Raw genomic sequence first — 14,255 nt, 5'->3', positions numbered from 1 at the left:
CCTTTTGAATATTTTCGTTATCAGATCCAAAGTCGAATAAATTCCAGTCGATATCGGCGTTTTCTAGTTGAGAAATTCCAATCCGAGCAATTGGCTTGGACAGGTCTTCCAGAGATTTTTCAGCGTTCCGGTTCCACTTATCGATGGTCGAAACGATGATCCCGTCAGCGTAGTAGTCTTTAGCTGCTTCCGCAATGAAAGAATTGATTGTTCCCTTGCCAACCTTATTTTTATAAAATTTAGCTTGAACAGCCGTTAATTTACCGGTGTTACGGTCTTTGGCGACAATATCAACCCCGGTATCTTGCCGGGAGATATTGTACTCTGCTGGCACTTCACTTAGCATCCAGACATCACTGTATTTGTTTTTATAGGTTGGTTCGTTCTTCAGATAAGAAACGACCATCTTTTCGAAGGCGGTTCCTCGATCTCGTTGATTGGTCAAATTATTATTAATTTGATCAATTAATTGATTAAATGTAGCCATCTTGCTGCTCCTTACATAGTTAAGATAAGTCCTATTATACATATTCACAAAAAAAGAGGTCCAAATCCATTACAGATTCGTCCTCTTTTGGAAAGCAATTGGAAAGCAACTACTTTTTATTATGTTTTTTTAGAGTTGGAATGATCACCAGAAATACGGCGTTTTATGGCAATTTTGTGTTGTGTCTTTATCTACTAAGTTTCCAAAGTCTAATTTCATATTCTATCCCCGTTTTTAGTGAATGTGTAGAAATCGGTTCAAGGCTTATATTATTATTGTTCCAAAAATTAATAGAAAGTTGGTGCCAATGCATGACAATATTCAGTGCAGTCCGAAATCTTTTTAACAAGCTAACCGGCTTCGATCAAGTGGTTAGTCTTACCGTCCTATATCTGTTGTCGTTCTTTTTCAGAGGACAACTTAACGTATATCAGTCAGCATCCCTGCACTATTTAATAAGTAATCAACTAACCATTACAACTTTAGTGATGCTGTTCATCTATTTTCTAATCGTAATGGATTTGGTCTATTACACATGTTGCTTAATTAACTATCAAAGAGCTGTTCAAAAGCTTAAAACCACAACCGATTGCGTTGATACACAAGCTCTTGTAGATAAAATAGTTACTAGTTATATTGAACCAATTTACGCCCTTAATCGACTGTTCATGTTGCCTATCATGGCTTATTTATTAGCATCAAATTTAATCGGTTTTCATTTAACAGCTTTGTTTGCTTCCTTTAACACTTCTGATTACGTTGCCTTAACAATTGCAATTATTAGTATTAATTTCCACGTCTTACCATCATTGAAAAACTTTGTTTGGCGACACATCTATTTTTCCAATAATATCTTATAATGTGTTGCGTCAATAACTTCAGAGGTTTCGATATTCCGGTATAAATACTCGCCATTTTTAGCTGATGTAACTTCCCAACCGTCCATGATTGGTAACGTATCACCTACATTCACTTTTAAAGTTGCTGTATCAATTGTTGTCTTAGGCGCTTCAGAACCGCCCTTTAGAGATGCTTCAGGGTCAAGGTAGAAGTTAAACATTGGATAGTATGCAAAGTCCAATGTATCGCCGGTTTGCCCGTTACGGTTCTTTAGAATAACCGCTTGAATTTCACGGCATTCCTGTGCCTTCGCATGGTCAACATCAAAGTCTTCTTCGCCTGTTCCTGTGAGCTGAAGTCCAATTAAGACATCCGAACTATATTCAATGTCGCCAGATTCCTTAAAGGACTTCATGCTTACTTTGGTGTTGTAACTATCACGGTTAAAGCTACTGATCGCAATCACGGGGATGTGATGCTTGGTAGCAAGTTTCTTCATTGCATTAACAGAAGTCGTTACATTCGCCTTATCAGTTGCACTTGGCTCTTCAGGTTTAAGTATCTGTAAATAATCAATGATTACTACGGGACGTTCGCCGGTTCGTAAAACATAGTCATCGACTACTTTTTGAATATCAGATATTTTGGGGCGGGCTTCAGTTCCGTCATGAATAACCACATTGCTGTAATAGTCGCCGTACTGTTCAATTGACTTCGTAACATTGGCTAACTGCGCTTTGCCATAACGTTCTTGCCACTTACCCTTTAAGATACTTCTAGTCGTTTGAGCTAATTCAGGCTTGTGGTCGATAGATGCGTTCATAAAAGTATGCCGGCTGATGCTCTTAGTCATTAGTTCATAGCGCCCCATTTCAAGGGCGAAATACATGACCGATCTACCATTCATTGCAATATAATCAGCAATCTGTAAGGCAAAAGTCGTTTTTCCTAATGATGAGATTGCCCCAATCCCGTACAAACCTTCATAAAGACCGCCGTCTAATACTTTATCTAAGTTATCGAACCCGGTCGGAATTGCTTGTACATCTTGACTGTTGTTGATGTAGTCCAGTAGTCCTTGTAGATAGTTATTAGGGTCTTTAACCGTTTGGACTAATTCATCTTCAAACTCTTTTCGGTTAGCTACAAGTGCTTCGTTGGCGTCTTTATGACCCCGTGCGATCTGAACATCATAGTTCGTTAAATGTAATTTATTTAATGTATTGGTTAGACGATTAGTCGCAAGTTGGCCGGCGCTGTCATTGTCCATCGCAATGAGGAAAGTTGGCCGATAATCATTGTTTTTAAACTGGTTTTTCTGTTGAGAAACGCATTTAGCAAACAGGTTCACATTACTTGTGCTACCTAGTGCGACTGCTTGCGCTACGCCCGTTTCAATGATGCTTAAGGCGTCAATTTCTCCTTCGACAATGAAAATTGGCTGATTCTTTGAGAGAGCTTGTTCATTAAAGATATGAACTTGTCCTTCTTTCATTTTGGCATACTTCTGTTCAAGTTCAGTTAGATCATTCCTAACATCCCTAGCGATATAACTTGCATTGCTCGTCGGAATAATAAGGCGGGGGGATGCTTCCGGCTTTGCCCCATTTAAGATAGCTTTAGGGCTTACCCATTCGCTACTGTAACCTAATCCATACGCTTTAGCCGTTTCTAAACTGATTCCTCGTTTGCTTAAGTAATCCGTGTTCTGCAAGTTACTCTGAGCGGTAGCAATTAATCGCTGGTTAATTTTATTTACTTTAGACTGCATCCCTAATTGTTCACTTTTAACTTGATTTTGTTCGGTTTTGTTAGAAATCGTCAATGGTTCGGCGTTGATGCCGTACATTTTAATGGCTAAGCTATAAGCATCCGCAAAGTTAAGGTTTGGTACTGGTTTACCCTGATTATCGGCAACAATTTGAGCATGTAACTTCGTAACAGCAATTAAATCAAATATGTCCCAATAAGCCCCACATCCAAAACAATGAACATGTTTACCATCCTTCTTATCAAATGACATTGAAGGTTTTTTATCATCGTGTTCGGGATTCAAACAAGTAAATGGTTTATCAATGCTGATTCCTTGCCCATTTAAGAAGTCTGGTAGTTGCTGTTTGATTTGATCTTTAACTTTGCTGTTACTCATGTCGGCATTCTCCTTGTTGGTTTGTTTATGTGTATTATAGCAAGGGCGCTTTTTAAAAGTGCGCCCCTTGCCTTATTAAAGATCTTAAAGACCTTAAAGACCTAAGAGATTTCGACCCTCTCAAAATCCAGTGGTAGCAAGGGTTTAAAAATTTGTTTGCGTAGCGATACCCCCACCCTTGCACACGGCGACCCCCCCCCTTGCACACGGCGACCCCCACCCTTGCACACGGCGACCCCCACCCTTTGAAAATTTCAGGAATATCAAGGGATGAGGGTCTTATTTTCTTCGTTTGTTTTGGGTTAGACTGTTAAAATATCGTTAGAACAGAATGCGTCAAACCACTGGTGTATCAAGGGATTAGGGGGTGCGTAGCGATACCCCCACCCTTAAAAACGTTTTTTTGGACAAGGCCCTTTTTTAAAGGTAACTTACTTCTTTGATTTCTTGGCATTATCAATGTGATTCTTTTGGTTATCTTTCCAGCGCTTAACAGATTCTTCAGGGTAGTCGACCCAAGCAGTTACAACAAGCATACTGTTAATAAATTGTTCGTAAGAAAGAGTGTCATAAGTGTCTTTTGTAAATGGTTGTCCGTCTGGGTCAAGGAAAGCATAATCTTTGAATATCTGTTGAACTTGTGGCGTGTCCCCTAAATCTCTGAAAAACGGTTCTATTATTCGCCCACTGTAATTACGATTAGTCTTTTTGACTTCTTCATAAGTTGGTAGGGACGGGATTGCATTTAAAAGGGTGCTGATTCGTAGGCGATCAGCATTAGGCTCGCCGTATGCAATTCGTTTCTGTTCCTGCATCTTACGGACAATGTAGTAAGCGTGCGGATGCTTTTGCGGATTGATTTGATAGGTTGCTTTAGCATAAGGCATTACTAAACCTCGCTTCGTGATAATATCATTGAATTCAGGACTAAATGATACGGTAACGATGCCGTCCGACGTTCTATAAGCAGAAGTTAAGATATTAATGCCGTCAAAAGCATCGACATCTTTAGGACGTTTGCCCTTCCCGTTGGGGCGTTTCATTCCGGAATAAGAAAGTGTTGTTCGTAAGAATGCTTGCAGTCCTTTATCTAATTGATGCTTGGCATTCCTGCGGTCTTTAAGGTTTCGGTCATTCATATATTGGGTAACTGAAAACGATATTGTCCGGCTGTTCTCGTTGTTACTTCTAGTGTGCTGGGCGAGCATGTAATCAAAGATAATAGCTTCTGTTGGGGTAAAACTGTTTCCTTCTTTGGCATCACTGATTGTAGCAGTGATGTCGCCGGATTTAATGATTTGCGTTGATAATAAATTTGTAGTTCCTTGTTTAGAATTCAAACGAGAAATATCATTTATTGGTTTGTTTTGGGTAATTAGATCGTAGCTATCGGAAGTGAACTTCTTAGACGGCGCTAGGCTTGGGGTTTTAATTGGTGTGGTCTTTTTTTGTTTAACCATGATTACAGCCCCCCTGCGATGTCCTGTAAGACTTTACTTGCAGTAATTTTGGTGTCATTCCCAAGATCAAAGAAGCTAGCTATCAATGCTCTAACAGTCTTTTGCGCTTCTTCGGGGACATCTAAATTATCTACGGCTACGGGTTTAAAAATCTTCTTAAAGGTCTTAGCATCCCTAGCACACTGTTCCTTCTGCTTCTTCGTTATTGGATTTTCATAATTCAATGAAGGCGTAGCAAGTTCGTGATATTCCAGATAAACGAACTCATTAAAATCTTGAATAGCGCCGTGCAAACGGTGGAATGGGGCAAAGTTCTTCAGGTCAGCTAATTCTTTTTTGTTGGTATATTCAATCAAACCGTCAATAAATGCTTCAAATGCGCGCATATAGTTAATGCCCTGCCGTACGGATTCATAAGAGGAATTAATGTGGTCTAAGGTTTCCTGATCGTTAGCTACCCCCTGCAATGAAATCGAATTTAAGAGCTGGTTAAGTAGCCGGCGATGATTGTTACCAATATTGTGTTGTTGAAAGGTAGTAGTGATGTCGCTGTTTTTGCTATTGGGCTTAATCAGATAACCATAGTTTTTAGCCGTGTGTCTGATTGATTCCGGCATGACATCGCTTAAGTCATAATTGTTGCTTGGCGCAACTATGTCTTGGTAGTACGACATTCCTGCTTTTGCAAAAGCGCCATTGGAACTAAACCACTCAAAAATATCATCAGGAGCATCGTCTAATAATGCTCTTACTTTATCGTTTTTCTTTAAGTCAGCAAGTACGGCGTCAATTAGTTCACTGTATTCATCGCTGATAAAATCAGCAATATCTTCATATTCACTAATGTTGTCTTCCCCGTCGATTATGCTTTCAAGATCGGATAAATAGGTATGTAACACTTCGTACTTAGTAGTGCTTTTAGTGATCGGGTCAGTTGTCCCGTCTACCCATTTAAATGGGTCTTCGAGTTTGTATAAGGGATGCTCTTTTTCTAATAAACCTAAGGCATCGGTTAAAGGAATTTCGTTTTCGTAAGCAAGTTTAATTCCGGCATCATTCTTTGATTTTTGCCATTCTTTAAAGGTTTGTTCAGGGGATGCTTTGCGCATCTTGCCGTTTTTGTCGTTAAAAGAATAGCTAAATTTTAACCCAACTAATTTTAATTTTTCAGCATGAACACGGGCTTTAAAATCGTCTTCACTGATGTCTTTTGAGGTCGTTCCGTCCGGTAGTGCATAATAGCCGGTAAACATCTCCGGCATTGCATAGTACTGTTCAGGGTTTTCTGGTTCAGTTCCCCATTGGCTTTTTATGTTGTCATTTAGTTCTTTTAAGTATTTATCGCTAACCGTTTCATGTTTATATTTTTCGAGAATTGGTTTAGCAACATCGCTATCAATACTAGCCTGAAAAACAATCTCGGCTAAGCAAGTTTTTAAACTAGCAATGCCGGCGCTGTCGCCTTTGATATACTTTTTGAGTTTCGTCTTATAAGTTGAATATTGACGTTCACTGATTTCTACCGGTTTAGTTTCGATCACTTGTGAAGTAATTTTAGCCTGCATGATGCCACTGATGTAGGTTCTTAAAATCTGGTAATTGCTAATGGCGTCTAAGGAAGTTGTGTTACAGAAGTTATATAAGTCGGTTAAAACGTTATATAGATCAACATATTTGTTGTAAACCAGTCCGTCTTTTCGTTCCAGCTTATTCATGGCTTCATTAACTTGTTCGGTAGAAAGTATTTCAGGATTACCCTTCATAAATTCGGCGATGTTTAAGATCATTGCAATTCCTAAACTTTTCCCCGTCCATTTGCCGTTCTTGATTAATCGTTGTAAGTTGTTCTTATTTACCATGTCTAACAATTCCCTTCTAGCTAAGCGATGCCGTCAACGCTTCAAGCTGTTGTTCCAATTCGGTTTGGTTATAAGCTTTTAATGTTTCGGTCAGAACACGTAACTCTTGCGTCAATTGATCGCCGGATAACTCGCCGGCTTTGGCTAATTCAATTAAACGTCCTAGCTCTTGGTTAATGTCGCTAGAATTGAAACCGTTAGAGAAGTCAATGGCTTCCCCTGTGCTTGGCGCAACATACTCTTTGTTTAACGCTTCCTGATACTTTAGCTTTAACTCTAACAGTTTGATCGGGTCAACGTCTGATAAATCAATATCATCAATCGCATCGTTGATTTTGTTAAGGGTTTGCCCTAGTGATGAGATGCGCTTATCTTTGAGCATCCCATAAGCTGAATACAATTCTTCGAGGCGGTCTTGCTTCCGTTTAGCAATCTCACTTGTAAAGTTGGCTTCCCATGCTGAACAGGTTGCCTTGCTGATATTAAGTTTTTCGGCAATCTTACCGTAGCTTAGTCCTTCTGCCCGTAGCATGATGAACTGTTGTTTAGTATCTTCTGGCTTCAATTAAGGATGCTCCTTTCTTTAGATTGTGCTTTTTTAGGATGTCGGGTTTGTCGTAGGCCCTAAATATTTCTTTCGGGATTAAATATCATGTTTTAACTTCCGCTAATGTATATTTGTGGAAGTTAGCTAAATATTATCTTTGTTCCTTCAGTTTCTAATATAGAAAGCCTGTACCTTAACTGAATAGTTCCAATGCCTGGTCCAGCTTCTTAGCTTGGGCCGGATTTTTTCTGTAGTCAGCAACATATTTATCAAGAAGTTGGTTAGCAATGTTATTAACGCTGGTACCCTCAAACTTGGCAATCAGCTTAAGACTGTTAGCCGTTGACGGTTTTAATAAGAAACTAGCGTGTTGAGAACGACTCTCAGAAGTATTTTTAACGGTCTTAGCTTTAGTAGTGGTTGTTGATTTAGTCTGAGCCTTAGTAGCTGTATTCATTTCCTCTAAGAAGTGAGTTGCTGGGTTGCTCAAGTTAGAAAAGTCTTTCTTAGTCATATTAAAGATCCTCCTAGTAATTCGTTCAGGAACTGATTAACATCGTTTGTTACTTTCACTTTAGGTGCATACTCAAATAGGTTAGTTTGCTCACCTTGAGCTTCCTTAATGGCAATGGCTTCACGTATCTTAGTATTAAATACCCTGGTATGAAGCTTTTTGCTAGTGTCCTGAAGCATATCTGTTATTGACTTAGTAAAGTTAGTCCTAGAGTTGTAACGCCCTATAAGGATTCCCAGTACTTTAACGTTTGGATTAGAGTGCTTTTGGATTGAGTTAATGGTACCGGCTAACTTGCCTAACCCTTTGAGACCATATATGTCTGCTTGAGTAGGAACAATCACATAATCAGAAGCTGTTAGGGCGTTCAGAACGGCCATGCTGATGGCTGGTGGCGTGTCTATGATGATGTAGTCATAATCGCCCTTAACTTGTTTGAGAGCCTCTGAGAGATTGTACTGGGCATCTATAAGCTGTCGCTTTACTAATTGAATATCAAGAGATGCCAAGTTGGATGATGCTGGTACTAAGTCTAACTTAGCCCGTTGCTTAGTTGGTACAGGGACAATAGCATCGGTTATATCAGCATCCCCCAGTATTACTTCTAAAGATGTTTTGGTTTCATCATAGTTAACTCCAGTAGAGAAACTCGCATCGGCTTGGCTGTCTAGGTCAATCAAAAGTACTTTGTATTCTTTGAAAGCTAATCCATAGCTCAAGAACAGGGATGTTGAGGTCTTACCAGTGCCTCCCTTTTGATTGGTTACTGTAATTACTTTACTCATAACTTAATTCCTTCCTGTTATCTAATACATATTACATATCATTTATTAGCTATTGAAGATAGCATTGTCCACCCGTTGTGAGCTTTTGTTCTTAATGGCATTCAGGTTGTGAGCATATATTTCTGTAGTCTGTAAGTTGACGTGTCTTAGCAGTTGTTGAGTTTCTTGTAATGTTGCTCCATTAAGTAGATTGAGAGTTGCTGAAGTGTGCCTAGTCGAGTGGGCTGTCAGTCTAGGGCTGTCATATCCAGCATTAATGAAACTCTGTTTAACAATTCCACTAATGCTTCTGGTAGTCATTCGTTTTCCTTGGTTGTTATGGCTCGTAGAAGCAAACAAGGGCGTTCCTGAAGCTGTTGCACCTCTGGCCTTGAGGTATTCCCTAATTGCTGATTCAACGTGCCCAGGCATTCTTACAGGGGCATCCTTTTCAACGTGCCCTTTACCCTGTACATACAGGACCACAGCATCCCCTTGTGTCCTAATATCATCAACGTTGGCTCTGGATACTTCCACCGTTCTAAGTCCCATTGTCAGCATTAAAGCAAGCATCACATAATCACGTTTCCCCTTTAGGGAGTCTCTATTAATAGTCAATAACACATGCCTAGCTTGGGCGCTGGTTAAATAGTCTTTCTTGTGTTCGTGGCTGATTTTGGCTCCCTTAATATGCTTAGCGATGTTAGGGTATAAGCCTTCATCTTCAGTCCACTTAAAGAATTGTTTCACGGCAATGATGTAGTTCTGAATTGTAGTCGGCTTCTTGCCGGTGTCTCTTAGGTATTGGCGATAGGCCCTCACTGTATCCGGTGTGGGATTACCAGCTCCGACTTGAGATAAATATTTGAACCATTGCCTTAATGAACCCCTGTAGGTCCTGATAGTGTTTGGTGAGGCATCAATAAAAACGATAAAGCGATTAAATAATTCTTTTTGGTTGTCTTTCTTTAGTAATAGGTCATTGTTATTTTGGGTTTGAGTAATTATTTCACCATTCATGGTTAACATCCCTCTCATGTAGTACATAATATATTGTAACATAATTATGTACTACATGATACATATTATCTAATAGTTGCATTCATATTATAGCTACAATCATTGCTATATCAGCATTTAGGAGATGCACTAATTTTATCTAAAAAGCGAAAATATTATGGACTGTGTCCGCTCCTATTACATATCACTTATTACTTTTACACTCCCCTTAATATCCACGATAGCAGAAAAATTTATTCACTTTTTGAAGCAGCAAAAAAGCACCGGACCACAAAGATTCGATGCTTTGATTAATTATTCGATTACTTCAAATTTTGGCAAACTGTTCACTAGATCAACAGTTTGCACAGAAACATTGATGATTCGTAATACCAAATTGAAGATGTACTTTGGATCGTCACTAAAATTGTTTGGATCATCAGTAATGCCATATTTTTCTTCAATTTTATTTTTATCAACTTGATATTGATCAATGAGCCATTCAATAGCAGAACGCCCATTAACCACGTATTCATAGACCTTTTCAGGAATTCTCTTGATAGTGATGTCATTGTTGTAAATCAGGGTTGAGCGGTCATTAACCAACTTACCTTCTTCATTACGTTGCTTTGCAAACTTCATCTTGGTTACCCGGTAATCAGGGTTATCCTTCTTGACGATTTCAACGCCAGTATAAAGTGGAACTTCTTCATAGTTGATATGCAGATCCATCAGTTGCTTACCAACTTCTACGTACTTTTCTTTATCCTTAACAATCGGAATCCGTGCCAGATTCTTCTTAAGATCATTAGCATACTTTTGTTGATATTCCCGAGAGTTTAGCAATCCGTATACATAGGCAAAAGTATCGTCTTGGGATAAGCCAATCTTGTTCGCAAAGGATTGACTCATATTGGAATTATCTGGAATCAGTTCACTGGTATGGTCAGAATTATCATAGCGCATGAATCCTTGACATTTTTCCATTAAATCTAGATTAGGAAGTATATCTGTCACAAATGCGGAGAACGCTATTCTTATACCTCTACCAGTAGTAACAATAACCTGATTATCATTACCCCAAAGTTCATAGTACTTACCGGGACGTTCTACGATATTCCGATCATACATTAACCATTTTTTGGTAAATGGTCGATACATCTCTAATCGCATATTTTGAGGTTCAAAATTTAACTCAATCCCCTTCTTAAATTGATTATCCAGGCCTGCACTCCACTTAATTTTCTTACTATCACGCATGGTAGATTTTTGGCCTTGTCCACCATTTTTTAACACTTCTGCATTGTAGTTATCAATCAGCCGCTTAGAATTATCTAATACAGATTGCTTAGAAAATCCGGATACCCAAATATCACGATTAGTACTAATCCCCACCGCATTATTTAAGACCGGTGAATCCTCTTCGCCAACTATTGATGGATACATTTTATAATGTGGGTCTCGTTGATTAATCCAATCACTATAACTATCAGGATGAATTACTTTCCAATTAAATCCAAATATTGATTTAGCATTATTAAGTTCTTCAAATTTTTGGCTGCGTGATAATCGGTCTCCTATATCATGATAATAAATATTATGTTGCTTTGATTTATCTTTTATCAAAATGATTATTGCCACACCCGTTTGAATGTCAAAAATATTTTGACCCTCAATTCGAGCTGTATTCTTAACTTTACCCTTTACTGCACCTCGTAAATTCAGAACATAAATATCATTAAATTCTTGATGGATACTCTGCCTTAATCCATCTAAGGAACCTTTATCAATATATCCTGAATTTGTGATAAAACCTATAACCCCTTGATCGCCAATACGATCAGTAGCCCACCGAAAAGCTTTAATATAGCTATCATATGAACTCTTGCTTAATGACGACGTACTATTCTTAACATATGTCTGTTCAATCCGCTTTTCTAAAATTGGATAGTGTGTGTTTTGGTTATCGTCATTAGCACTACCTTGCCCCACTGAATACGGAGGATTACTAATAATAGCAGTAATTGGCTTTTCTTGTTGTTTCTTCAATCGGGCATTGTTTTGTCCCAGCAATTCATCCATGAAGGAGTCATTTCGTTCGGTACTTTCAAAGGTATCAGTCAAGACGATCCCTTCAAATGGTTGATATCCACGATCAGGGCCATTGACTTCATCGAAGACAGCTTCAATGTTAATGGCCGCAATGTAATAGCTTAACAGGATGATTTCATTGGCGTGCAGTTCATTGGTGTACTTGTACAAGATGTCATCAAAGGTGATCTTACCTTCATCCATCTGCTGTTTGAGATATTCCAACGTTCGGGTAATGAAGGTCCCAGTTCCGGTAAATGGATCCAGAATATGGACGCCCTTATCGGATAAATGCTTACCAAAGTACTTTTCTAAGGCGTAATCTGTGGATTTTACGATGAAATCAACGACTTCCACCGGTGTGAAGACGATTCCCATTTGTTCGGTTGTATCCTTAAATCCTGTCCGGAAGAACTTGTCATACAAGGTCATAATGAACTTTTGCTTAGCAGCGGCATTGTCGATCTCGGAAGCTCGCAATTTTACAGAGTCATAAAATAGTTTCAGTTCTTTTTGTTCCTTATCAAAACCAAAGACGGAAAAGGCGGAAACTACTTCATTAACAGCATGTGAAACGGGGTTATCGTTGATGAAACTGTATTCCCCGAATAAGGCCTGGAAGATCGGTTGAGTGATTAGGTGTTGGGCCAACATTTCGATGGCCTGGTCTCGATCAATCGAGTCATTGATGTTGTGTTGTAAACTCCTCATGAATCGATCAAAGGACCTTTCAGCGCCCTCTTCCGTATCAATCAACGTATTGATCTTGGCAATGTGCCGCTTAGCGATGTTAGCAACGTCCTTGGACCAGTCTTCCAGATAGCGCCGATCCCCAACTTTATCAACGATCTTACCGTAAAAGGCTTGCTCGATGGCTGCCATATCCATTTCTAAATCCAAATCAAGTTGTTCGGGATTTTGTTCAGTATTTTCACCACCATTATTTTCAGCGTCCTTTCCTCGGCCTTCAGTTACAGTAGAACCGGGTTTGGTATTAATCGCGTTAAGTCCCAACTTCCCACTCTTCTTCTTATTCAAAGTCAGCTTATTGATTTCAGCTTCAAACCGTTCGTCGATTGACCGCAAGGCATTAAGGACTTGCCAAACTTCCTGGTATTTTTTGTTATTATCCAGGGCCGAAGCTGGATCGGTATTAGCGTCAATTACAATTGGCAGGATAATATAACCGTATTCCTTGCCTTCATAGCGCCGCATAATTCGACCGACGGCTTGCACAATATCAACTTGGGACTTCTTAGGTGCCATGAAGATGATAGCATCCAGATTTGGCACGTCGATCCCTTCTGTCAGGAACCGGACATTAGAGAGAATCCGAGCCGTATTTTCTGGCATATCACCAGCCAGCCAGTCCAGTTCCGTCTTCTTTTCTAAGGCATTTAGCCCCCCATCTACATGGTGAACATCGACCCTGAAACTGCCTTCTGCTTGCTTGCCTAGATAGTCATTAACGACGTTGTTAAATTCCTTTGCAATGTCCTTAGAGTGGGCAATGGTATCAGTAAAGGCAATGGCCCGTTTCATTGGTGCCCCGGTAATAGCACCGTTCATCCCATTTCGCTTGGTCATAGCATTCCAGATCCCGATAATCTTACCAATATCACTGGTTTGCAGTTCATTGTCGGAAGAACGCATGATGGCTTGCATATGTTTGTTAACGTAGTTTTCGTTAACAGCTAGAACAGAAACTTTGTAGTCGGTCAAATAGCCCCGACTAACGGCTTCCCCGAACCCTAAGCGGTAAATTTCTTCCCCGTATATCTTGGGATCGTCCATGGATGACAGTTCACTACTGTTCGATTCGGCTTTTTTCTTGGCGTCGGCCCCATAAATTTTAGGCGTTGCGGTTTGGTAAAGACGCAGCTTACCAGCAACGTTAGAATCGTGGTGGACCTTGGTAAACATGGAATCTTCGCCTAATTTGGCCGCCCCAGTTGTCCGGTGCGCTTCGTCCGCCACAATCAGATCAAATTCTGGATAGCCAGCTTCTTGAGCTTGGTGGATTACATCAATGGATTGGTAGGTGGAGAAAATGACCGTGATGTTCTTATTTCCGGACCGTTTGATGGACTGGTAGTTCTTCATCAATTCCTGAACATTAGTAGTAGCTGGAAAACCAACGTCCTTGGCACTGAGATTATCTTTGCCGGCTTTTTTCTTGGTAGCCTTCCGGTCGGACACAACAGAGAAGGAAATCATGTTTATATCGGCAGCTCTATCAGAGTTCCAGTTAAACAAGGTTTGGGATAAAAGTTGAATACTTGGAACCATGTAAAGGATATTGTAGTTGTCACCGCCTTGTTGGTTGTACAGGGCTTCCGCAATCTTCAGACTAGTGAAAGTTTTCCCGGTCCCTGGGGCCATGATTAACTTTCCTCGGGAATGATCCTTGAAGTAGGTCAAGGAACGTTCAATGGCTTCTTCTTGATAATCACGGAGCTTTTTTGGCGCCTTTTGAATATTTTCGTTATCAGATCCAAAGTCGAATAAATTCCAGTCGATATCGGCGTTTTCTAGTTGAGAAATT

9 protein-coding genes are annotated in these 14,255 nt (G+C 39.7%); all 9 read right to left on the bottom strand.

Features of this window, described 5'->3' with window-relative positions:
• Window positions 1–487: restriction endonuclease (locus ACYVR3_RS15065; protein WP_461244887.1), on the bottom strand; the 487-nt coding region annotated here is incomplete at its 3' end.
• A gap of 835 nt (window positions 488–1,322) precedes the next feature.
• Window positions 1,323–3,476, bottom strand: coding sequence for a DnaB-like helicase C-terminal domain-containing protein (locus tag ACYVR3_RS15060; protein WP_461244886.1), 2,154 nt, complete (start codon window positions 3,474–3,476; stop codon window positions 1,323–1,325).
• A 431-nt stretch (window positions 3,477–3,907) separates the two neighbouring features.
• Window positions 3,908–4,936, bottom strand: a complete 1,029-nt coding sequence (locus ACYVR3_RS15055) for a RepB family plasmid replication initiator protein (protein WP_461244885.1) — start codon at window positions 4,934–4,936, stop codon at window positions 3,908–3,910.
• A gap of 2 nt (window positions 4,937–4,938) precedes the next feature.
• Complete coding sequence (locus ACYVR3_RS15050) at window positions 4,939–6,795, bottom strand: hypothetical protein (protein ID WP_461244884.1); 1,857 nt, start codon at window positions 6,793–6,795, stop codon at window positions 4,939–4,941.
• A 16-nt stretch (window positions 6,796–6,811) separates the two neighbouring features.
• Window positions 6,812–7,360: a helix-turn-helix domain-containing protein gene (locus ACYVR3_RS15045; protein ID WP_461244883.1), complete on the bottom strand. Its 549-nt coding sequence runs from the start codon at window positions 7,358–7,360 to the stop codon at window positions 6,812–6,814.
• Window positions 7,361–7,535: 175 nt separating this feature from the next.
• Window positions 7,536–7,856, bottom strand: coding sequence for a hypothetical protein (locus tag ACYVR3_RS15040; RefSeq protein ID WP_461244882.1), 321 nt, complete (start codon window positions 7,854–7,856; stop codon window positions 7,536–7,538).
• Window positions 7,853–8,641 carry a ParA family protein gene (locus ACYVR3_RS15035; RefSeq protein ID WP_461244881.1) on the bottom strand — a complete coding sequence of 263 codons (789 nt, stop codon included), beginning with the start codon at window positions 8,639–8,641 and terminating at the stop codon, window positions 7,853–7,855. The genes ACYVR3_RS15040 and ACYVR3_RS15035 overlap by 4 nt, the downstream gene beginning before the upstream one ends.
• 45 nt (window positions 8,642–8,686) lie before the next feature.
• Window positions 8,687–9,640 (bottom strand): tyrosine-type recombinase/integrase, encoded by a 954-nt coding sequence (locus ACYVR3_RS15030; RefSeq protein ID WP_461244880.1) that lies wholly within the window; start codon window positions 9,638–9,640, stop codon window positions 8,687–8,689.
• Between the two features lie 294 nt (window positions 9,641–9,934).
• Window positions 9,935–14,255, bottom strand: a 4,321-nt coding sequence (locus ACYVR3_RS15025; RefSeq protein WP_461244879.1) for a type ISP restriction/modification enzyme, incomplete at its 5' end; no start/stop codon positions are given.

The sequence above is a fragment of the Secundilactobacillus muriivasis genome, assembly GCF_054785195.1.
This window is presented reverse-complemented; position numbering and strand designations above follow the sequence as displayed.

What these genes read in the sequence shown, in the direction of transcription:
- ACYVR3_RS15060 (WP_461244886.1), bottom strand. Translation starts at nt 3,476, where the DNA reads ATGAGTAACAGCAAAGTTAAAGATCAAATCAAACAGCAACTACCAGAC.
- ACYVR3_RS15055 (WP_461244885.1), bottom strand. Translation starts at nt 4,936, where the DNA reads ATGGTTAAACAAAAAAAGACCACACCAATTAAAACCCCAAGCCTAGCG.
- ACYVR3_RS15050 (WP_461244884.1), bottom strand. Translation starts at nt 6,795, where the DNA reads ATGGTAAATAAGAACAACTTACAACGATTAATCAAGAACGGCAAATGG.
- ACYVR3_RS15040 (WP_461244882.1), bottom strand. Translation starts at nt 7,856, where the DNA reads ATGACTAAGAAAGACTTTTCTAACTTGAGCAACCCAGCAACTCACTTC.
- ACYVR3_RS15035 (WP_461244881.1), bottom strand. Translation starts at nt 8,641, where the DNA reads ATGAGTAAAGTAATTACAGTAACCAATCAAAAGGGAGGCACTGGTAAG.
- ACYVR3_RS15030 (WP_461244880.1), bottom strand. Translation starts at nt 9,640, where the DNA reads ATGAATGGTGAAATAATTACTCAAACCCAAAATAACAATGACCTATTA.